A 21,018-nucleotide genomic window follows, 5' to 3' on the forward strand; every position below is an offset into this window, starting at 1 on the left:
TGACCGTCTCCCGCCATCTCGAGCCCCGTGGGCAGTCATCGATCCGGCGACCTTAGCCCCGCCTCTCCTGTCGCCGTCCTCGGTCGTGCCCTGCGCGAACGCAGACGGCCGGGTCGGAGCCGGTCGTGGCGCCGAACGGCGAAGCCCCCGGTCGCCGGCCGAGCCGAGCGACTCCCCGTGGGTAGCATCCGGCTGCGTGACAGCAGGACGAGACGCGGAGCCGGTGCGACTGCTGTGGACCGGCGGCTGGGACTCGTCGTTCCGGCTGCTGCAGCTGTTGCTCGTCGAGCGGCGCCCGGTGCAGCCGATCTACGTGATCGACACCGGTCGACCCAGCACGCTCTTCGAGCTCCGCGCAATGGAGGCCATGCGCGCAGGGGTGCTCGCACGGCTGGGGGACCCCTCCCTCCTGGCCCCGACCGCATTCGTCCTGGCGAGCGACCACCCGCCCGGCCCACGTGACGCGGCGATCGGGGAGCGCCTGCGCCGGGAGACGACGATGGGCACCCAGTACGTCTGGCTGAGTGGTCCCGCCGAGGCGCTCGGGTGGTCGGACGTCGAGCTCTGCATCGAGCGTTACGAGTCCGGCCTCAGCGACTGGCAGCGCAGGGTCTTCGACGAGCCGGGGCAGCTCAACGGCTCACCGGAGTCGGAGCTCTTCCGGTTCTGGTCGTTCCCCGTGATCCACCTGACCAAGGAGGAGATGCGGCAGGTCGCGCAGGCCCACGGCTTCCTGGATCTGCTCCTGCTCCGCTGGTCCTGCTTCCGCCCGCTGGATGGCAAGCCGTGCGGCCGGTGCCGGCCCTGCCGGCTCACGCACGACGAGGGGGTCCGGTTCGCCAATCCCGTCCTCGTCGCGGTGCGCGACCTCGGCCGCAAGACGAGGAAGGCGCTACGGGAACCCGCCGCGGCGCTGGACGTGCTGCGACGGCGCTGAGCTCAGCGCGGCGGCTGCGGCACCGACCACCGCGCCCCGAGCCACGCGTCGAACTCCACCGGCTCGAACCGCGTGACACCGCCGCCCGGGTACGGCGTGAGCTCGCCGAACCAGACGATGCCCCCCGCGTCGTACAGGTCGACCCGCATGAAGTCGAAGGGGTGGGCGAGCACCTCCGCTGCGCGCAGCATCGCGGCCAGGTTCTTCGGGGCTGCCGTCGATGGCCCGCTCCGCACGGTTTTCTGCACGGGGAGGGGCTCCCAGTCGGGCGTGTAGAAGTTCCTCGCCTGCCCCGTCGTGAACCTGCCCCGATCCACCTGGATCGCGGCGACCTTCCCGTGGAAGACGAAGAACTTGTAGTCGTCCAGCGGCTCACCGGCGGCGATGTGCTCCTCGACCAGGAACAGCTTCCGGGCCTGGCGGTAGGCCCACTCCCCCAGCAGCACTCCCTCGTCGTCCCGCGACCAGTCCCGCGTCGCCTCCACCGTCGAGGCGTCGATCACCTGCGTGGCCGCCCCGAACCGCACGAGACCGCTGCGGTGGTTCGGCTTGAGCACCCACGGACGGTCGAAGGCGCGGCCGACCACCGCTCCGAGATCCTCGCCCCACCACAGCGTCTCGGGCACGGCGATCCCGGATTCGTCCCGCAGCCGGGAGGCGTGCTCCTTCATCGCCAGCTTGTCGCACGTCCACGCCAGCTCGGGCCGCCGGTCGTTCAGGATGCGCCAGTTGACCTTCTCCGAGAACGTCCGCGGGTCCCGCAGCCGAGGCAGCCGCCAGTGTCCGGCCAGGTACAGGTACCGCCGCCGGGCCGTCGGCGGCAGCAGCCCCGCGACCCGGCGGTGCGCCGGCTGCAGGTAGGAGCGGAGAGCCGAGTTCAGCCGACTGCGGGGCATCGTGGAGTCCTCCCTGCGCGGGACGCCGGCATCTCCGGCGGTCGTCTCTCCGTGGCGCACACGGGTACCCCGCGGCCGCGGAGGGTCTGGATGGGAGCTACCGTCCCGGAACCCCGCCGCGGTGGACGCACGCCGCCGGCGGATCCGGGCCGCTCAGAAGCGGATCGCATCGATCACCTTCGCACGGACGGCGATGATCACCGGCAGCAGCCCGGCGAGCGCGGTCGCGCAGACGCTCTCCAGCACCACCGCGGAGAAGTTCCGGCCGGACGTCCTCGTCCCGGGCCTCCGACAACGCGCCGAGGACGCCGGTCACGCGACTCCCCGGCCGGTCGCGGCGTCGAGCGCACCGACCTCGATCGCGCCGTCGAGCGCAGCGACCTCGATCGCGTGGTTGGGCGCCGGCGGTGCGGGCATGAAGCTCGCGCCTGGAACCCCTCGGCCAGGTCCGTCCCGCCCGCCCCCCTGGAGGCCCCCGCATGTCCGCACCCGTCGAGTTCTCCGTCTGGGCCCCGCTGCCCGAGCGCGTGCGGGTCCAGGTCGACGGCACCGTCCACGACATGCGCCGGGACGAGGGCGGCTGGTGGCGCGCCGAGGTGGAGGCCGGGCCGGAGGCCGACTACGGCTTCCTCGTGGACGACGACAGCACGCCCCGCCCCGACCCGCGGTCCCGTCGCCAGCCCGAGGGCGTGCACGGGCTGTCCCGCCGGTTCGACCCGTCCGCCCACCGCTGGGGCGACGGTGCGTGGACCGGCCGCCAGCTCGCCGGCGGCTCCGTCTACGAGCTGCACGTGGGCACCTTCACCCCGGAGGGGACGCTGGACGCCGCGGTCGCGCGGCTGGACCACCTGGTCGACCTCGGGATCGACTTCGTCGAGCTGCTGCCGGTCAACGCCTTCGACGGCACCCACAACTGGGGCTACGACGGCGTGCTCTGGTACGCGGTGCAGGAGACCTACGGCGGCCCCGCCGCCTACCAGCGCTTCGTCGACGCCTGCCACCAGCGCGGCCTGGGCGTGATCCAGGACGTCGTCTACAACCACCTCGGCCCGTCGGGGAACTACCTGCCGCTGTTCATGCCGATCTTCAGCGAGGGCGGCGCGAACACCTGGGGGGAATCGGTCAACCTCTCGGGGCCGGACTCCGACGAGGTGCGCCGCTACATCCTCGACAACGCGCTGATGTGGCTGCGCGACATGCACGTCGACGGGTTGCGGCTGGACGCCGTCCACGCCCTGGTCGACGAGCGGGCCACCCATCTCCTGGAGGAGATGGCGCAGGAGGTGGACCGCCTCTCGGCGGCCGTCGGGCGGCCGCTGACCCTGATCGCGGAGAGCGACCTCAACGACCCCCGGATGGTGACCCCGCGGGTGGCGGGCGGCACGGGCATCCACGCCCAGTGGAGCGACGACTTCCACCACGCGCTGCACGCCACGCTGACCGGCGAGGACCAGGGCTACTACCGGGACTTCGCGCAGGCCGGGCTGGGCGGCCTGGCCAAGACCCTCACCGGCGCCTTCTTCCACGACGGCGCGTGGTCGAGCTTCCGGCGCCGGCACCACGGCCGGCCGGTGGACACCGCACGGCTGCCGGGCTGGAAGTTCATCACCTATCTGCAGGACCACGACCAGATCGGCAACCGTGCCGTGGGCGACCGGATCTCGGCCTCCCTCTCCCCCGGGCTGCTGGCCGTCGGTGCGACGCTCGTGCTGACCAGCCCGTTCACCCCCATGCTGTTCATGGGCGAGGAGTGGGGCGCCGCCACGCCGTGGCAGTTCTTCACCAGCCACACCGACCCCGAGATCGGCCGGGCGACGGCGGAGGGGCGCAAGGGCGAGTTCGCCGAGCACGGCTGGGACGCCGACGAGGTGCCCGACCCGCAGGACCCCGAGACCTTCACCCGGTCGAAGCTGGACTGGTCGGAGCTGGGCGCGGAGCCCCACGACCGGCTGCTGGCCGTGCACCGCTCGCTGCTCGCCCTGCGCCGGGCGCACCCGGACCTGGTGGACGCCGACCTCTCCGCCGTGCAGGTCAACTGGGACGACGCCGACCGCTGGCTGGTCGTGCACCGGGGCTCCCTGCGGGTGGTGGCGAACCTGGCGGACCAGCCGCGGGAGATCGACCTCGACGTGCCGGCCGGTGACGTGCTCTTCGCGACCGGTGAGCTGCCGGACCTCGACGGACGCACGGTGACGCTCCCGCCGGAGAGCGCGGCCGTGCTCGGCACCCGCTGACGTGCGCCGGCTGTTCCCCGAGCCGGCCGAGCTCGACGACGCCGGCCTCGTCGAGGCCTACCGCTGCCCGCCCGGGCGGTGGCTGCGCATGGACTTCATCGCCTCGCTCGACGGCGCCGTCACCGTCGACGGGGTGAGCGCCGGCCTGGGATCGCCCGGCGACCGCCGGGTGTTCCGCGTGCTGCGCGCGCTCGCCGACGTCGTCCTCGTCGGGCACGGCACGGCGGCGACCGAGGGCTACCGGCCGGTGCTGCCCGACTCGCCGGTCGGCCGGCTGCGGGAGTCCCTCGGCCGCACGCCCGCGATGCCGGTCGCCGTGGTGTCCCGGCGGGCGTCGCTGGACCCCGCGAGCAGGCTGGTGGCCGACGCCGTCCGCCCGACCGTCCTGGTCACCTGCGCGGCGGCCGACCCCGGCCGCCGCTCGGCGCTGGCCGATGCCGGTGTCGACGTGCTGGTCTGCGGCGACGACGACGTGGACCTGCCCGCCGCCCTGGAGGCGCTCGCCGGGCGCGGGCTGGAGCAGGTGACCTGCGAGGGCGGCCCGCAGCTGCTGCGCACCGCGCTGGCGGCCGGGGTCGTCGACGAGCTGGACCTGTCGGTGTCACCGGCGCTGGTCGGCGGCGAGGCCCGGCTGCTCGACGCAGCCCTGCCGGCACCGGTGCGGTTGACGCTGCGCCAGGTGCTCGAGGAGGACGGGATGCTCTTCACCCGGTACGGCGTGGACGGCGCGTCGCTCGCGTAGGGAGGAACCGTCGGCCCGGGGTCACGCCCGGACGACGGCGACGGTCCCGCGCACGACGGTGCCGTCCGCCGCGGTCCACTCGGCCTCGATCGAGCCCGCGCCCTCCCCCGGTGCGCCGTCGCCGGGCTGCAGGACCCGGACGAACTCGACCGAGCCGGTGGCCTCCGGCGCGCCGGCACCGGTCCAGCGGCGCGCCACCGAGGGATCGGGTGTGTCGCTGTCGTCCTGGTGCTGCGCCTCGGCCGCCCCCGCGACGAATGCCCGCACCTGGGCGACGGCGACCGGGTCGTGCGCGGCGTCGTAGATCCAGCGCGTGCCGAGGACGCCGTGCTCGGACGTGCCGAGCAGCCCCTCCTCCGCCCCGGCGAGGGGTGCGCCGCGGTAGCTCAGCGGCACGAAGTAGGTCGTCTCCCGCCCTGGGGGGCCGTCGGCGACCACGATGAACTCGAGCCCGACCTCGCCCGCGGGGTCGTCCAGCCGGAACCCCCCGGCGCGCCGCAGCGCCGGCGGCGCGCCCGGCGGGCGGTACCAGGGCTGGCGGGGCAGCCACCCGCCGATCAGCTCGAGCTTGGTCGGCACCATCGTCGTCCGGTGGATCGTCGCCATGGCCCCATCCTGCTCCCGTGGACGGCACCGCAGCAGGTGGCGTGCGAGGGTGGGGCGACGGACGAGGCCCGCGAGCCGGTACGAGGAGAGCCCGTGGAACCGCTGGACCGGGACGGCATGGCCGGGCGTCTCGCCGGCTTCCCGCGGGTGGCCGCGGAGCGGCCCGAGCTGAAGCAGGCGGCCGTCGCCGTGTGCGTGACCGTCCGCGACGGCGCTCCCTGCCTGGTGATCACCCGCCGCGCCGCGGGGCTGCGGGCGCACGCGGGTCAGTGGGCGCTGCCCGGCGGGCGGCTCGACGCCGGTGAGGGCCCCGTCGAGGGCGCCCTCCGCGAGCTGCGCGAGGAGGTCGGGCTCGACCTGGGGCCCTCGGCCGTCCTCGGGCTGCTCGACGACTACGTGACGCGCTCGGGCTACGTGATGACGCCGGTGGCCTGCTGGGCCGGTCCGGTCGACCGCCTCACCGGGTCCGAACGCGAGGTGGCCGCCGTCCACGAGGTGCCGCTGGCCGATCTCGACGTCGACCCGGTCGTCGAGACCATCCCCGAGTCCGAGGCGCCGGTGATCCGGCTGCCGCTGCTGGGCGGCCACGTGCACGCGCCCACGGCGGCGGTGGTCCACCAGTTCTGCCGGATCGCCTGCCGCGGCGAGGTGCAGCGGGTCGTCCACTACGAGCAGCCGGTCTTCGCCTGGCGCTAGCCGTGGCCACCGCCGCGACGCGGCCGCCGCCGGTGCGGTGGTGCTGCTTGACTGACCGGCATGGATCTGCCCGTGCAGCCGCCGGTGAAGCCGATGCTGGCCAAGGCCGCGACGAAGGTGCCGACCGGCGACGACTGGTTCTACGAGCCCAAGTGGGACGGCTTCCGCTGCATCGTGTTCCGCGACGGCGACGAGGTGGAGCTGGGCAGCCGCAACGAGCGCCCGCTCACCCGCTACTTCCCCGACGTCGTGGCGGCGGTCAAGGCCAACCTGCCGGAGCGCTGCGTCGTCGACGGCGAGATCATCGTGCCGCGGGGCGACCGGCTGCACTTCGAGGCGCTGCTGCAGCGCATCCACCCCGCCGAGTCCCGCGTCACCCTGCTCGCCGAGCAGACGCCGGCGTCGTTCGTGGCGTTCGACCTGCTGGCCGTGGGCGACGAGTCGCTGCTCGAGACGCCGTTCGCCGACCGGCGGGCCCGGCTGGAGACCGCGCTGGCCGGCGCCCGGGCGCCCGTGTACCTGACCGGCGTCACCCGCGACCCCGCGACCGCCGAGCGCTGGTTCGAGACCTTCGAGGGCGCCGGCCTGGACGGCGTCGTCGCCAAGTCGGCCGCCCTGCCCTACGGCCCCGACCAGCGGCTGATGACCAAGGTGAAGCACGTGCGGACGGCGGACTGCGTCGTCGCGGGTTTCCGCTGGCACAAGAGCGGGCCGATCGTCGGCTCGCTGCTGCTCGGGCTCTACGACGGCGGCGAGCTGCAGCACATCGGCGTCGCGGCGTCCTTCCCGATGAAGCGCCGGGCCGAGCTGGTCGAGGAGCTCGCGCCCTACCGCGCCGAGGCGCTCGACGGCCACCCCTGGCAGGACTGGGCGAACGCCCAGATGCAGGCCGACGGCGAGCAGCGGATGCCCGGAGCGGTGAGCCGGTGGAACGCGAAGAAGGACCTTTCGTGGGTCCCGCTGCGGCCGGAGCTGGTCGTGGAGATCAAGTACGACCAGCTCGAGGGCCGTCGACTCCGTCACACCGGTCAGTTCCTCCGCTGGCGCCCCGACCGCGACCCCCGCAGCTGCACGTACGACCAGCTCGAAGTGCCGGTCCGCTACGACCTGGGCGAGGTCCTGGAGGGCTGAGACGGTGCTCCGCGGCGGCCTTTCTGCTGGGGCCCGCCGCGAGCGTGCGAGCGGTGGGGGGCAGAAAGGTCCCTATGCTCGTGATCATGCGTCTGCACCGAGGCCTCCCGGCCGCCGCGTCCGGCCTGCTGCTGGCCTTGCCCCTCGCGCTGAGCGGCTGCACGTCGTTCGGGGAGAGCGCCGAGGAACCGGCGGCGACCACCACGGCCCCGGCCGAGCCCGAGGCGGCGCCGATCGAGTGGACCGACTGCGACGCGCAGATCGAGCCGCTGATCGAGGGCCAGCCCGGCAGCGAGCGCGACATCGCCTTCGAGTGCGGCCGCACCGACGTGCCGATCAGCTACGACGAGCCCGGGGGCGCCACGCTGCCGCTCTTCCTGGTGCGCGCCGTGCTGGCCGGGCAGACCGACCGCATCGGCTCCCTCATGGTCAACCCCGGTGGACCGGGCGGCTCCGGCGCGGACGCCGCCATCGGGCTGGCGCTCACCCTCCCCGAGGACGTGCTGCGCCGCTTCGACGTCGTCGGCTTCGACCCGCGCGGCGTGGGTCTGTCCACACCCGTCGAGTGCATCCCGAAGGAGCTCAAGGACCGCGCGATCGCCGCGGAGCCCCGCCCCACCACCGACGAGCAGCTCGACAGCGTCTTCGCACTCTCCCGCGAGATCGCCGAGGGCTGCGCCGAGGAGTACGGCGAGGCGCTCGGCACGTTCAACACCGTGGACACCGCGCACGACATGGAGCGGCTGCGCGAGGCCCTGGGCGAGGAGCAGCTCAACTACCTCGGCTACTCCTACGGCACCACGCTGGGCTCCACCTACGCCGAGCTCTACCCCGACCGGGTGCGCGCCATGGTCCTCGACGCCGCGGTCGACCCCGACGACGACGCCATCGCCGAGGCGGAGGCCAGCGCCGCCGGGTTCGAGGCCGGCTTCGACGCCTTCGCCGAGAACTGCCGGGGCCTGATCGCCGGCTGCCCGCTGGGCGACGACCCCCGGCGCTTCCTCGAGGACCTGCTCGCACAGGCACAGGCCGCGCCGATCCCGAGCAGCGAGGAGGGCGAGACCCGCCAGGCCACGCCCGGCGTCGTCCTCACCGCGGTGCAGGCGGCGCTCTACGACACCGCGTCGTGGCCGCAGCTGGCGCAGGGCCTCGCCGCCGCCCGCGACGGCGACGCCCGGGCGCTCTTCTCGCTGGCCGACGACTACAGCGGGCGGCTGGAGGACGGGTCGTACTCCAACCTCCTCGACGCCAACGTGGCCATCAACTGCGCCGACACCGAGGAGACGGTGGAGGAGAGCCGGGTCCGCCAGCTCGCCGCCGAGTGGGGCGAGCGGTACCCGCTCTTCGGCGCCGGTTCCGCCGCCGGGCTGTTCACCTGCTCGGTGTGGGAGGCCGACCGCACCCCGGTTCCGGAGCGCGACGCCGAGGGCAGCAACCCGATCGTCGTCGCGGGGAACGCCGGTGACCCGGTGACCCCGCTGGCCGGCGCCGTCGACCTCGCCGAGGACCTCGACAACGGCGTGCTGCTGACCTGGGAGGGGCAGGGCCACACCGCCTACCCCAAGACCGACTGCGTCACCGGGGCGATCAACGCCTACCTCATCGACCTGGCGCCCCCCATGGACGGGCTGACCTGTCCGGCGTGACACTCGTCGGCCCCGGAGCGAGCGGAGCGACTGCATGGCCACGAGCAAGGACGCCGTCGTCCTCGACGTCGACGGGCACGAGGTGCGGGTGTCCAACCCGGAGAAGCCCTACTTCCCCGATCGCGGGATCCGCAAGATCGACGTCGTGCAGTACTTCCTCGCCGTGGGCGAGGGGATCCTCTTCGCGCTGAAGGACCGGCCGACGACGCTGGAGCGCTGGCCCGGCGGCTACTCCCCCGACGCGAAGATGGCCACGCGGGCGGACACCCACGGCGACGCGTTCTACCAGAAGCGGGTGCCCAAGAACGCCCCGGACTGGGTGCCGACCGCGCACATCACCTTCCCCAGCGGGCGCACCGCGGACGAGATCGCCCCGGACTCGGTCGCCGTCGTCGCGTGGTGCGCGAACCTCGGCACGCTCACGTTCCACCCCTGGCCGGTGGACAAGACCGACGTCGAGTCGCCGAACCAGATCCGCATCGACCTCGACCCCCAGCCGGGCACCGACTTCTCCGACGCGGTGTGGGTGGCGCCGCACGTGCGGGAGCTGCTGCACGAGTTCGGCATGGAGGGGTGGCCGAAGACCTCGGGCGGCCGCGGGGTGCACGTCTACGTGCCCATCCAGCCGCGCTGGACCTTCACCGACGTCCGCCGGGCGGTGATCGCCTTCGGCCGCGAGCTGGAACGCCGTCTCCCCGACCGCGTGACGATGTCCTGGTGGAAGGAGGAGCGCGGCGAGAAGATCTTCATCGACTACAACCAGATGGCCCGGGACCGCACGATCGCGTCGGCCTACTCGATCCGGCCCCGGCCGCACGCCCCCGTCTCCGCGCCGGTCGACTGGGACGAGCTGCCCGACGTGCACCCCACCGACTTCGACGTGCTGAGCATGCCGGCCCGCTTCGCGGCCGTGGGTGACAAGCACGCCGGGCTGGCCGAGCACGCCTTCGGCATCGAACCGCTGCTGGAGCTGGCCGAGCGCCAGGCCGCCGACGACGGCCTCGGCGACCTGCCCTATCCACCGGACTACCCGAAGATGCCGGGCGAGCCCATGAGGGTGCAGCCCAGCCGCGCCCGCCGCACCGCCCCCACCGGGGACTGATCCCCGAGCGCCTCCCCGGAGCCGGCGGTCACTGCGTTCACCGGATGCTCCTCCGCGGGTCGCCATGCCGTCCTCCCGGCGTCCTCCCCGGACACGACGCTGTCCGCCGGACACCCCACGTCGAGGAGGCACACGTGACCGGATCATCGAGTTCCCTGGACGGCTCGTCGGCCGAGGCCGCGCTGACCCGGAGGCGCCTGCTGCAGGCCGCCGCCGTGGTCGGGGCCGGCATCGGGGCGGGCACCGTGCTGGGCCCCGCCCCCCGGGCCTTCGCCGCGCCGGGCCTGGCCCGGTCGCGGCCGGAGGTGCGCTGGGGCGTGCAGAGCGGGGACGTCACCGCGCGCTCGGCGGTCGTCTGGTCCAAGACCGACCGCCCCGCGCGCATGGTGGTCGAGGTGGCGGCGACCGAGGACTTCCGCACGCCCCGTGGCCGGTGGTCGGTCGACGTCGGGCCGCACACCGACCACACGGGCAAGGTGCTCCTCTCCGGCCTGCCGGCCGGGACCGAGCTGTTCTACCGGGTCAGCTTCGCCGAGCACGACGCGGGGCAGACCAGCGAGCCGCTGACCGGTCGGCTCCGCACCGCCCCGGGCGACCGCCGGGACGTGAGCTTCGCCTGGTCCGGGGACGTCGCCGGCCAGGGGTGGGGCATCAACCCCGACACCGGCGGCATGACCGGGTTCGAGGCGGTTCGCCGGCTCTCCCCGGACTTCTTCATCCACTCCGGCGACAGCGTGTACGCCGACGGACCGCTGGAGGAGCGCGTCGTCCTGCCCGACGGCACGGTCTGGCGCAACGTGGTCACCCCGGAGAAGAGCAAGGTCGCCGAGACGTTGGACGAATACCGCGGCCAGTACCGGTACAACCTGCTCGACGACAACGTTCGGCGCTTCGCGGCGGAGGTCCCGCAACTGGTCCAGTGGGACGACCACGAGGTGACCAACAACTGGTACCCGGGCGAGGTGCTCACCGACGAGCGGTACACGGTCAAGGACGTCGACACGCTGGCCGCCCGCGGCCGGCGGGCGTTCCTCGAGTACATGCCCATCGGCGGCAAGCGGATCGACCGGGTGCTGCCGTACGGCCCGCTGGTGGACGTGTTCACCCTGGACCTGCGCACCTACCGCGGCCCCAACTCGCCCAACCTGGCGCAGGGTGGCCCCGAGGCCCGGGTCTTCGGCACCAGCCAGCTGGGCCAGCTCGCCCGGCAGCTCCGCAACTCCCGGGCCCTGTGGAAGGTGATCGCCTCCGACATGCCGATCGGCCTGGTCGTGCCGGACGGTCCGGTGAACCACGAGGGCATCGCCAACCGCGACCCCGGTCTGCCCGCGGGCCGGGAGCTGGAGATCGCCCGCCTGCTGTCCGACCTCAAGCGGCACGGGGTCCGCAACGTCGTCTGGTTCACCGCCGACGTCCACTACACCGCGGCACACCACTACGACCCGGCACGGGCGACGTTCACCGACTTCGACCCGTTCTGGGAGTTCGTGTCCGGCCCGCTGCACGCCGGCACTTTCGGCCCGAACGAGCTCGACGCCACCTTCGGCCCGCAGGTCGTCTTCAACCGGGCCGCCGACCGCCCGAACCAGCCGCCCAGCGACGGCCTGCAGTTCGTCGGCCACGTACGCGTCGACGGGGGCAGCGGCACGATGACGGTGCAGCTGCGCGACGTCGCCGGGAACGTCCTGCACCAGACAGACCTGACCCCGGCCTGACCGGCTCCCGGGAGGCGGCCGCGAGCGCGGCCGCCTCCCGGGAACGCGTCCGTGCGGCCTCGGCCGCCCGCCGTCGCGGCGCGCCTCCGCGCCCCGCTCCTGCTGGTGGGCCGGTGCACGGCGAGTCGCCCCCTGGAGGTCACGAGGAGGTCACGGTGGTGCGGTCGACTCACCCCATGTCACTCCTCCCGTCGTCCCCGCGACGACCCCTCCTGGCCCTGACCGCCGTCCCCGCCCTCCTGGCCCTCGTGGCGACCGCCGCCCCGGCCGCCGCCCAGTCCCCGCGCGACTTCGACCTGCAGGCGCACCGCGGTGGCCTCGCGCTCACCGTGGAGAACACCCTCCCGGCCTTCGCCAACGCCCTCGAACTGGGGGTCAGCACGCTCGAGCTCGACGTCCAGATCACCGAGGACCAGCAGGCCGTCGTCACCCACGACCGGCAGATCTCCGCCACCAAGTGCCAGGACACCGGGCCGGCCACCCCGGGCGACCCCGAGTTCCCCTACGTCGGCGACTACGTCCACACGCTGACCCTGGCGCAGGTGCGCACGCTGGACTGCGGGTCGCAGCGCCACCCCGCCCATCCGGAGCAGGAGCTGGCGCCGGGCGAGCCGATGCCCCTGCTGTCCGAGGTGTTCGACCTCGTCCGGGCCTACAAGGCCCGGCAGGTGACGTTCAACATCGAGACGAAGGTGGAGGCGGGAGCACCGCACGAGACGGCGCCCCGCGAGCAGTTCGTCCAGGTGGTCGCCGACCTCGTGATGCGGGCGAAGGTCGCCCGCCACGTGACCATCCAGTCCTTCGACTGGGGCGCGTTGATGCGGATGCAGGAGGTCGCGCCGAAGCTGCCGGTGGTCGCGCTCACCAACGGTCAGCAGTTCCTGCAGGCCGGCCAGCCGGGCGCCTCCCCGTGGCTCGGCGGCATCGACATCGACGACTTCATGACCGAGGGTCGTTCCCTGCAGGAGGCCTACGTCGCCGCGGCCGCCTCCTTCGGTGCCGACGCGGTCTCCCCCGTGCACGGCACGCCGCAGGGCGGCTCGGTCGCCGACGCGGGGTACGTGCCGTTCACCACGCCGGAGCTCGTCGACGCCGCGCACGCCGCCGGCATGGAGGTCGTCCCGTGGACGGTCAACGACCGCCCCACCATGGAACACCTCATCGGCATCGGGGTGGACGGGCTGATCACCGACCGGCCCGACCTGCTGCGCGAGATCCTCGCGGAGCGCGGGTTCCGGCTGCCGCGGGCCTACCCGCCGCCGCGGATCGACCGTTCGTGACCACCGCGCACCGCCCGCCGATGGCGGGCGGTGCGCCCGTCCGGGCGACGGGGCCCGCCACGTCGTCCTGGCGGCCACGCCCCGTCCTGCCCCGGTCGGCTGACCGGAGCCGGTGAGCGTGCGCCCGCCCGGTCAGCGGGCCAGCCGGTGCGCGGCCGGGCCCAGGGCGTGCACCGGCAGCGGGCCCCGCTGGGAGATCTCCTGCGCCAGCTGGGCGGCGGTCACCGCGGCGCGCAGCGCGTCGGCGGACTCGGCCAGCCGGTCGGCGAGGACCAGGTCCAGGTCGGCGTCGTGCAGGTCGTCGACGTCGCGGAGGAAGACGGCGCCGCTCGGGGCGGCGACGCGGGAGGAGACGGGCGAGGCGACGAGCGGGTGCATGGCGGTTCTCCTGGATCGGTGGTGCGCCGGATCCGTCCGGCAGGTCCCACCGTCGGGGAGCAGCCGCACGGCGGCGCCGAGAGAACCGCAGGAAAGCCGCAAGACCGCCCGGTCGCCGCGCTGCGCGACCACGTCGCCGACCGTGTCCGCCGCGGGGGCGGCGCCCGTCCCCCCAACGGGTGAGCGCCGGCCCCCGGGCGGCTCCGGGCGCTCCAGCCGGGGGTAGCGGTGGTCGATGCAGGTGTCGACCACGGCGGAGGAGCACGGGTGAGGATCTGGTTGCTGGCGTACGGCGTGCTGTACGTCGTCGTGGAGATCGTCGGTCACCAGCTGGAGAGCGTCGGCTGGGCCCGGATCACCGCCCTCGACGTGGCGACCGCGGTCACCGACGCGTTCCTCACCGTCTCGATCGTCCTCGCCGTGCTGCTGGCCGGGCAGCTGGGGCTGCGCCGCTGGGCCCCGGTGGTGGCCGCGCGGCTGCACCCCCCGGCGCCTCCGGCGTTTCTCGTCGACCGGCCGCTCGGCGTCCGCTCGTGGCGCGCCGAGCCCCTCGCCCTGCCGGCCGCCACCTCCGCGCGCAGCCCGTACTCGGTGGGCGCCTACGGGCCGGCGTGGAGCCGCCGCGGACGCCGGGTGGCCCCCGCGTTCCCGGAGGAGCCCGGCCACCTGCTCTGAGGCCCGGGTGCCCTCACGACCGGCACGGAGAAGAGTCCCAGGTCACAGTTCTGCCGCACCGGTGTCCTCATCCCCCGATCGGCGGCTAGGGTGAGGACGTCGGGAAGGCCCCGCGCTATGGCAGGACCCCGATGCACCACCTCAGCTAGGAGCGAGCAATGCCCGAAGGAACTGTCAAGTGGTTCAACGCGGAGAAGGGGTTCGGCTTCGCCACCCCGGACGGCGGCGGACCGGACGTCTTCGTCCACTACTCGGCCATCCAGTCCAGCGGGTACCGCTCGCTCGATGAAGGCCAGCGGATCGCGTTCGACATCGAGCAGGGCCAGAAGGGCCCGCAGGCTGCGAACGTCACGCCGCTCTGATCGTCTGATCAGCACAGCGCCCCCCGCCCGGTTCTCCGGGCGGGGGGCGCTGTCGTTCGTGGGCCGGGCCGCCGGTCAGCGGGCCCGCGGCACGTACCCACCGATGAGCGCGGACATGAGCAGGGCCCCGTCGTGCTCGCCGACCGCGGCCGCCGCGTCGGCGAAGGCCCGCCAGCGCTGCCGCTCCAACTCGGTCGGGGCGTTCTCCGCCCGGGTAGCGAGCTGCTCGAGCAGCCGTTCCCACTCCCCCTGGGGGGTCGGCCAGAGCCCGGCCAGCCGCCGGGCCTCCGCCGAGATCGCCGTGATGCGCACGATGTCGCCGGCGTGGTTGGTCAGCGGCTCGATGTACCCCGCGGACGCCAGCGCCTTCGCCGCGGCGATGACCTCCGCCTTGGGCAGCCCGCTCCCCGGCACGACGGAGCCGAGCAGGTACGGCGCGCCGCCGTGCTTGGGCTCGTCGACCAGCCGGGCGATCGCCCGGAGCACGGGCAGGTCACGGGTGAACCAGACGTCGGGCAGGACGCCGTCGGGCGGCTGGGGCGCGGAGGTCACTCCCCCAGTCTCTCCCGGCCCCGGACGCGACGGCGCCCCGCCTCCCCGGAGGGGCGGGGCGCCGTCGGCGGTTCAGGCGCGGGCGCCGGTGAGGTGTGGCCGGGTGGCGAGGATGACGCCCAGGGCGACGTACCCGATCAGCAGGTGCGCGGCACCCACGTACTGGGTGATCGCCGGCAGCAGGAAGGCGGTCGGGACGGTGACCGGCGCCCAGCTCTCGGCGACCATCGGCCAGAAGCGGGCGACGCCCGTCCAGCGGCCGGCGATCGCGATGCGGACCCCGAGCGCGGCCATGCCCAGCATGGACAGCGGCCAGAAGAGGTCGATCGCGAAGAAGAACCCGGTGTCGTACAGCCCGGGCGTCAGCGCCCACATGAGCGAGGACACGATCGCTACCGCGAGCAGGCCGTGCTCGACGTGCAGGATCCGCCGGGCCAGGCGGCCGGTGCCGATCGCACCGGTCCGCATCTGCACGGTCACGAGGAGCACCAGGCCGATCTGGAAGGCGACCGCGGCCAGGTTGACGACGGTGGCCTGCCAGGTGCCGGCGGGTGGCGTCGTACCCAGGAACGCGCAGGCGACCGCCCAGCTCCCGGCGCCGGCGGAGAGGGCGATCCCGGCGCGTCGGACCAGGCTCGCGGAGGCGCCGGGGACGCCGCCGGCGGGCGTGTCGAGGTCCGTGCGGGCCGGGGCGGGGGTGGTGCTGAGGGACATCTCGTCTCCCGTGGTCTCGTGCGGTGCCCTGTGCACCGCCTGGGAGAACCGTCTCGGGGCGGCGTCCCGGGCACCCAGGGCCGCGCGCCCCCGATCCGGTCCCGGAGCGTGTCCCGGGAAATACGGGACACCGGCCTCGTGACGTCCGGGACACCGGACGGCCAGTATCTGCGCGTGCAGGCGAGGATCCCGGTGGCCGAGTCCACCGACGCGGGGACCCCGGCGGGCGACGTCGCCCCCTCCCCAGCGCGCCGCCGCCCGCGGGTCGCCGCCTGGCTCGTCGTCGCGGTGGTGCTCGGCTCGACGGCCGCGGCAGCAGTCCTCGACGCGGTCACCCCGGAGGTCGCGCGGGCCGCCCGCCCCGGCGCCGAGCTCGGCTGGGTCGTCGCGCTGCCGGGGCTCGCCCTCGCCGCCCCCGCGTGGCTGCTGCTCACCCGGGTCCCGCGCAACGCGCTCTCGTGGGTGGTCGCCGGGACGGCGGTGCTCTGGGCCACGGACGGTCTGGCCGAGTCGTGGCTCACCTACGCGCTGCGCAGCGACCCTCCCCTCCCCGGGGCCAGCCTCGCCTCGTGGACCGTGGAGCGGCTCGGCGCCTTCCTGCTGGTGGGCCTGCCGCTGCTCCTGCTGCTCTACCCCGACGGCCGGCTGCCCACCGGCCGCCTGCGCCGCCTGGCCGTGGCGAGCCTCGTGTCCAGCGCGCTGCTGCCGGCGCTGCTGCTCGTCGTCCCCTCCGAGGTGGCCTACTCCCGGGAGGGCACCGGCACGCCCGACGTCTACGCCGGGCTCGACCTGGACCTCACGACCCTGCCGATCCCGCCGGACGTCGCGCAGCCGCTGCTCCGGATCGCCTTCCCGCTCGCGCTGCTGGGCGTCGCCGTGCCGGCCGCCGCGGTCGTCGCGCGGTACCGGAGGGCCCACGGCGAGCAGCGCCGCCGGATGCGGTGGCTGCTCTGGGCGGCCGTCGTCGACGTGCTCGTGATGCTGTCCACGCTGCTCCTGCCCGGCGGGACGAGCACCGCAGCGCTCTCCGTCGCCGTCGCGCTGACCGGGACGGCGGTCACCCTCGGCATCCTGCGCCCGCGGGCGGTCGACATCGACCGGCTGCTCGGCGGCACCGTCGTCTACGGCGTGCTCGGGATCGGCGTGGTCCTCCTCGACCTGGCCGTGCTGGCCGGAGCCGGCGCGCTGCTCGGCGACCGGTTCGGCGAGCGCGATGCCACGCTGCTGACGCTGCTGCTCGTCGCCGCCGTCTACGTGCCCCTCCGGGCCCCGTTGTGGCGCCTCGTCCGGCGCTGGGTCCTCGGGGAGCGGGACGATCCCTACCGGGTGGTCTCCCAGCTCGCGGCCCGGCTGGAGCGGTCCGACGGCGTCGAGGCGCAGCTCGTGGCGATCGCGGCGGCGGTCGCGGAGGCGTTCCGGTCGCCCTACGTCGGCGTCGAGGTCGAGCACGCCGGTGGCGAGCGGCTGGTGGCCGAGCACGGCCGGCGCCCGGCGGCGGTCCAGTCCCTCCCGATCGCCTACCGCGGCGAGGAGGTCGGCCGGCTCCTCCTGCCCGGGGACGGCGTCCGGGCGCACCTGGTCACCCGCGACGAGGGGCTGCTGGCCGACGTCGTGCGCCAGGCTGCGGCCGCCGCCCGGGCCAGCTCGCTCGCCGCCCAGCTGCAGCGGAGCCGGGAAGAGCTGGTGGCCGCCCGCGAGGAGGAACGGCGCCGGCTGCGCCGGGATCTGCACGACGGGCTGGGCCCCAGCCTCGGCGCCGTGGTCCTCCGCATCGACACCGCCCGCAACCTGACCTCCGCGGGGCGCGCGGAGGACGGCGACCGGCTGCTGCGCGCGGTCAGGGACGACGTCGCCGGCGCCCTGGCCGACGTCCGCCGGCTGGTGCACGACCTGCGGCCGCCGGCGCTGGACGACCTCGGCCTGGCCGGTGCCGTACGGCAGCAGGCGGATCGGCTGCTCGCGCCACGGGTCGCCGTCTCGGTCACCGCCTGTCCCGGTGCCGACGAGCTGCCGGCCGCCGTGGAGGTCGCCGCCTACCGGATCGCCTCCGAGGCGCTGGCCAACGTGGCGAAGCACTCCCGGGCCGGTTCCGCCACCGTCTCGCTGCACCGTGACGACGACGGGGCGCTGGTCCTCCGGGTCGCCGACGACGGGGCCGGGATCGATCCTGCGGCACCCGCGGGCGTCGGCCTGGTATCGCTGCGGGAGCGGGCCGCGGAACTGGGCGGCCGGTGCACGGTGGAGTGCCCCGACGAGGGCGGCACGGTGGTGCGGGCGATCCTGCCCGTGGAGAGGACCCGGTGATGACCTCGTCCGAGGAGCCCCTGCGGGTGGTGGTGGTCGACGACCACCCGGTGTACCGCGACGGCCTGGCGATGCTGCTGGGCTCGGTGCCGGGACTGCTCGTCGTGGGCACCGCCGCCGACGGCATCGACGCGGTCGCGCTGGCCCGCGAGGAGCAGCCCGACGTCGTGGTCATGGACGTGCAGATGCCGCGGCTGGACGGCATCGAGGCCACCCGCCGGATCACCACCGAGTCGCCGTCGGTCGGCGTCGTCGTGCTGACCATGAGCGAGGACGACGGCACCGTGTTCGCCGCCGTCCGCGCCGGGGCCCGCGGTTACCTGCTCAAGGGCGCCGACCAGGAGGAGGTCGTGCGGGCGGTGACCACGGTGGCCTCCGGCGGCGCCGTGTTCGGGGCGGCGCTGGCCCGGCGGATCACCGACTTCTTCGCCGCCGGGCCGGCCGGCCCCGGATCGGCGTTCCCCCAGCTGACCGCCCGCGAGCGGGAGGTGCTCGACCTGGTCGCCGCCGGGCGGTCCAACGCGCAGATCGCGGCCGCGCTCTACCTCTCCCCCAAGACGGTGCGCAACAACGTGTCGAACGTGCTGAGCAAGCTGCAGGTCACCGACCGGGCGCAGGCGATCGTGCGCGCCCGCGACGCCGGCCTGGGCCGCTGAGCACCGGGAATGGTGCCGCGGCGCGGCTCGTTCGACCTGGCATGACGACCTCCCCCGAGAAGCCCCAGGTCACCAAGACCGACGAGGAGTGGCGGGCGCAGCTGTCCCCGGAGGAGTACGCGGTGCTCCGCCAGGCCGGCACCGAGCGCGCCTGGACCGGTGAGTACGTCGACACGAAGACCGTCGGCGTCTACGAGTGCCGCGCGTGCGGGGCCGAGCTGTTCCGCTCGGAGACCAAGTTCGACTCGCACTGCGGCTGGCCGTCGTTCTACGAGGCCTCCGCCGAGGACAACGTCATCCTCCGCGAGGACCGCAGCTTCGGCATGATCCGCACCGAGGTGCTGTGCGCGACGTGCCACAGCCACCTGGGCCACCTGTTCGACGACGCCCCGCAGACGCCGACCGGCGACCGCTACTGCATCAACTCGGTGAGCATCAGGTTGCAGCCCGCTACGACATCGTGATCCTCCGGACCACACCGCGGCCAGGAGCCGTGCTCTGACACGGCGATCCTCCGGATCACACCGCGACCAGGTGCCGCGGCCGGGCTGCGCTGAGCTGTTCCGCGGTCGGCGTCGGGAGGCCTCCGGCCCCCGCGACGCCGACCGCCGGGCTCACTACGCGAGGTCGCGGACCAGCTCGGCGACCGGCTTGCGGGTGCCGGTGTAGAACGGCACCTCCTCGCGCACGTGCCGCCGGGCGCGGCTGGCCCGCAGGTCGCGCATCAGGTCGACGATGCGGTGCAGCTCGTCGGCCTCGAAGGCGAGCATCCACTCGTAGTCGCCCAGCCCGAACGAGGCCACCGTGTTGGCCCGCACGTCGGGGTAGGGGCGGGCCTGCATGCCGTGCTCCTTCAGCATGTCCCGCCGCTCCTCGTCGGGCAGCAGGTACCACTCGTAGGACCGCACGAACGGGTAGACGCAGACGAACCGCCGCGGCTCCTCGTCGGCCAGGAAGGCCGGGATGTGACTGCGGTTGAACTCCGCCGGCCGGTGCAGCGCCATCTGCGACCACACCGGCTCCAGGCGCCGGCCCAGGGCGGTGCGGCGCAGGCGGGTGTAGGCGTCCTGCAGCGCCTCGGCCGACGAGGAGTGCCACCAGACCATGAGGTCGGCGTCGGCCCGCAGCCCGCTCACGTCGTAGGTGCCGCGGACGACGACGTCCTTGCCGGCCAGCTCCTCGACCAGCGCGGTGGCCTCGTCGGCGGCGGCGGACCGCTGCTCGTCGCCGAAGGGCTGCGCCAGCCGGAACACCGACCACATCGTGTACCGGATGGTGGCGTTGAGCTCGTTGGCCCGCTTGCCGGTGCTGCGCTCGTCCACCTGCTGCTCGCTCATGCCCCCATCTTCCTCCGCGCCGCGGACGGCGCGAGGACCGGGCGGCTCAGGTGCTCGGGATCACCGACAGGTGCCGGCGGGTGCGTCCCGGCAGGCAGGCGAGCGCGGCCAGCGCCAGCGCGACGCCGTCCTCGACCAAGGCCGCCTGGGTGTCGGGCATCCGCTCCGCCGCCCACCGCCGCCAGGCCAGGCCGCCGAACGAGCCGGCCAGCGTGCCGGCGGCCCCCGCCACCACGGGGAGGGCGCCGTTCGCCAGCTCCCGCGCCGCCAGTCGCCACGCGCCCTCGGCACCGGCGAACAGCCGCGGCACCAGCGCCGCCGGCTCCGTGCGCGGCGGGATGCCCGACTGCTTGTCGGCGACCACCTCGACCAGCACCCCGGCCGCCGCGAAGGCCTTCTTCGCGCTGGACATCCGGCCGACGGCCCCGCGGGTGGCCGGAGCGGTCAGCACCGGCGCCGCGAAGCCGAGCGAGCTGCGGCTCCCGGCGGCCAGCCCGAGCACCGCCGCACGCAGGACCAGGCCCGGCCTTGCCGGGGCGCGCGGAGCCGTCCGCTCGCTCGGGGTGGGCACCGCCTCCAGCACCGCCTGCACCGCGCTGCCGTACGCGAGGTGCGGAACCGCGTCGGCCATCCAGTCCGCACCCGACCAGGTACGCGGATCGCCCACGCCCAGGGCGGCCACCGCGCCGTCGGTGACCGCCGCCGACGCCGCCCCGGCCAGCGCCGCTCCGACCGGGGCGGAGAACCGCACCCCCAGGGACCGGGCGGTGCTGGCCAGGACACCCACGCCCAGGCCGTTCACGGTGCCGGCGAGCGCGCCGAGCGCGGTCCGCCGGGCGTCGCGGGCGGCGCCGCGGCCGGGGATCTCCCGTCCCGCCCGTGCGGCGACGGCATCGACCAAGCGCTCGGGCACCGTGCTCGCCGGGCGCCCGCGCGCAGCCATGTCGAGGTAGTTGACGGCGTCGAGGACGACGGTGCCCAGAGCACCGGCCGCCAGGCCACGGACGAAGGTGCCGGTCATGCTCCGACCCTGTGCTGCGACGGCGGCCCCGGCA

At 74.6% G+C, this 21,018-nt stretch carries 21 protein-coding genes; 14 read left to right on the forward strand and 7 right to left on the reverse strand.

Annotated features, from left to right (window positions below; translation table 11 throughout):
• Positions 1–196: 196 nt before the first annotated feature.
• Positions 197–937, forward strand: a complete 741-nt coding sequence (locus ACI799_RS08505) for a hypothetical protein (RefSeq protein WP_456612873.1) — start codon at positions 197–199, stop codon at positions 935–937.
• 2 nt (positions 938–939) lie between these two features.
• Here the strand turns inward: ACI799_RS08505 and ACI799_RS08510 are convergent, their stop codons facing one another.
• Positions 940–1,833 carry an ATP-grasp fold amidoligase family protein gene (locus ACI799_RS08510; RefSeq protein WP_456612874.1) on the reverse strand — a complete coding sequence of 298 codons (894 nt, stop codon included), beginning with the start codon at positions 1,831–1,833 and terminating at the stop codon, positions 940–942.
• A 479-nt stretch (positions 1,834–2,312) separates the two neighbouring features.
• On the opposite strand from ACI799_RS08510, the gene treZ reads away from it, so the two are divergent.
• Entirely contained in the window at positions 2,313–4,067 is a 1,755-nt protein-coding gene (treZ, locus tag ACI799_RS08515; protein WP_456612875.1) for a malto-oligosyltrehalose trehalohydrolase, read from the forward strand.
• A gap of 1 nt (position 4,068) precedes the next feature.
• Complete coding sequence (locus ACI799_RS08520) at positions 4,069–4,809, forward strand: dihydrofolate reductase family protein (protein ID WP_456587799.1); 741 nt, start codon at positions 4,069–4,071, stop codon at positions 4,807–4,809.
• 21 nt (positions 4,810–4,830) lie between these two features.
• Here the strand turns inward: ACI799_RS08520 and ACI799_RS08525 are convergent, their stop codons facing one another.
• Entirely contained in the window at positions 4,831–5,415 is a 585-nt protein-coding gene (locus ACI799_RS08525) for a maltokinase N-terminal cap-like domain-containing protein (RefSeq protein ID WP_456587798.1), read from the reverse strand.
• 93 nt (positions 5,416–5,508) lie between these two features.
• Here ACI799_RS08525 and ACI799_RS08530 point away from each other — a divergent pair, with 93 nt between their 5' ends.
• From ACI799_RS08530 to ACI799_RS08555, 6 genes are all read left to right on the forward strand, one after another.
• A complete protein-coding gene (locus ACI799_RS08530) occupies positions 5,509–6,111 on the forward strand; it encodes an NUDIX hydrolase (protein ID WP_456598854.1) in 603 nt (200 codons plus the stop codon).
• Between the two features lie 60 nt (positions 6,112–6,171).
• Positions 6,172–7,242 (forward strand): ATP-dependent DNA ligase, encoded by a 1,071-nt coding sequence (locus tag ACI799_RS08535; RefSeq protein WP_456612876.1) that lies wholly within the window; start codon positions 6,172–6,174, stop codon positions 7,240–7,242.
• 86 nt (positions 7,243–7,328) lie between these two features.
• On the forward strand, positions 7,329–8,888 hold the full coding sequence (locus ACI799_RS08540; protein ID WP_456587795.1) for an alpha/beta hydrolase: 1,560 nt from the start codon (positions 7,329–7,331) through the stop codon (positions 8,886–8,888).
• A gap of 34 nt (positions 8,889–8,922) precedes the next feature.
• Positions 8,923–9,990, forward strand: a complete 1,068-nt coding sequence (locus ACI799_RS08545) for a DNA polymerase domain-containing protein (protein WP_456587794.1) — start codon at positions 8,923–8,925, stop codon at positions 9,988–9,990.
• A 134-nt stretch (positions 9,991–10,124) separates the two neighbouring features.
• A complete protein-coding gene (locus tag ACI799_RS08550; protein ID WP_456598857.1) occupies positions 10,125–11,705 on the forward strand; it encodes an alkaline phosphatase D family protein in 1,581 nt (526 codons plus the stop codon).
• Positions 11,706–11,881: 176 nt separating this feature from the next.
• A complete protein-coding gene (locus ACI799_RS08555; RefSeq protein ID WP_456612877.1) occupies positions 11,882–12,985 on the forward strand; it encodes a glycerophosphodiester phosphodiesterase family protein in 1,104 nt (367 codons plus the stop codon).
• Positions 12,986–13,117: 132 nt separating this feature from the next.
• Here ACI799_RS08555 and ACI799_RS08560 read toward each other — a convergent pair whose 3' ends face one another.
• Positions 13,118–13,363 (reverse strand): hypothetical protein, encoded by a 246-nt coding sequence (locus ACI799_RS08560; RefSeq protein ID WP_456612878.1) that lies wholly within the window; start codon positions 13,361–13,363, stop codon positions 13,118–13,120.
• Between the two features lie 267 nt (positions 13,364–13,630).
• Here ACI799_RS08560 and ACI799_RS08565 point away from each other — a divergent pair, with 267 nt between their 5' ends.
• Together ACI799_RS08565 and ACI799_RS08570 are read left to right on the forward strand one after the other, a co-directional pair.
• Positions 13,631–14,038, forward strand: a complete 408-nt coding sequence (locus ACI799_RS08565; protein WP_456587790.1) for a hypothetical protein — start codon at positions 13,631–13,633, stop codon at positions 14,036–14,038.
• 158 nt (positions 14,039–14,196) lie between these two features.
• Positions 14,197–14,400, forward strand: coding sequence for a cold-shock protein (locus tag ACI799_RS08570; RefSeq protein WP_014377016.1), 204 nt, complete (start codon positions 14,197–14,199; stop codon positions 14,398–14,400).
• A 75-nt stretch (positions 14,401–14,475) separates the two neighbouring features.
• Here ACI799_RS08570 and ACI799_RS08575 read toward each other — a convergent pair whose 3' ends face one another.
• A complete protein-coding gene (locus tag ACI799_RS08575; protein ID WP_456612879.1) occupies positions 14,476–14,952 on the reverse strand; it encodes a hypothetical protein in 477 nt (158 codons plus the stop codon).
• Positions 14,953–15,024: 72 nt separating this feature from the next.
• Positions 15,025–15,666: a hypothetical protein gene (locus ACI799_RS08580; RefSeq protein ID WP_456612880.1), complete on the reverse strand. Its 642-nt coding sequence runs from the start codon at positions 15,664–15,666 to the stop codon at positions 15,025–15,027.
• 174 nt (positions 15,667–15,840) lie between these two features.
• On the opposite strand from ACI799_RS08580, the gene ACI799_RS08585 reads away from it, so the two are divergent.
• Genes ACI799_RS08585 through msrB form a run of 3 tightly spaced genes read left to right on the forward strand, consistent with a single transcriptional unit; the run spans position 15,841 to position 19,090 of the window.
• Entirely contained in the window at positions 15,841–17,970 is a 2,130-nt protein-coding gene (locus ACI799_RS08585; protein ID WP_456612881.1) for a sensor histidine kinase, read from the forward strand.
• The gene (locus tag ACI799_RS08590; protein WP_456587786.1) at positions 17,970–18,626 is read left to right on the forward strand and encodes a response regulator; all 657 of its coding nucleotides are present in this window, start codon (positions 17,970–17,972) and stop codon (positions 18,624–18,626) included. Before ACI799_RS08585 ends, ACI799_RS08590 begins: the two co-directional genes overlap by 1 nt.
• Before the next feature lie 41 nt (positions 18,627–18,667).
• On the forward strand, positions 18,668–19,090 hold the full coding sequence (gene msrB / locus ACI799_RS08595; protein ID WP_456587785.1) for a peptide-methionine (R)-S-oxide reductase MsrB: 423 nt from the start codon (positions 18,668–18,670) through the stop codon (positions 19,088–19,090).
• A 153-nt stretch (positions 19,091–19,243) separates the two neighbouring features.
• Here msrB and hemQ read toward each other — a convergent pair whose 3' ends face one another.
• Both hemQ and ACI799_RS08605 read right to left on the reverse strand, forming a co-directional pair.
• The gene (gene hemQ / locus ACI799_RS08600; protein WP_456587784.1) at positions 19,244–19,963 is read right to left on the reverse strand and encodes a hydrogen peroxide-dependent heme synthase; all 720 of its coding nucleotides are present in this window, start codon (positions 19,961–19,963) and stop codon (positions 19,244–19,246) included.
• Between the two features lie 46 nt (positions 19,964–20,009).
• Positions 20,010–20,984: a hypothetical protein gene (locus tag ACI799_RS08605; RefSeq protein ID WP_456612882.1), complete on the reverse strand. Its 975-nt coding sequence runs from the start codon at positions 20,982–20,984 to the stop codon at positions 20,010–20,012.
• Between the last annotated feature and the right edge of the window lie 34 nt (positions 20,985–21,018).

This window comes from Blastococcus sp. SYSU DS0753 (assembly GCF_054051175.1).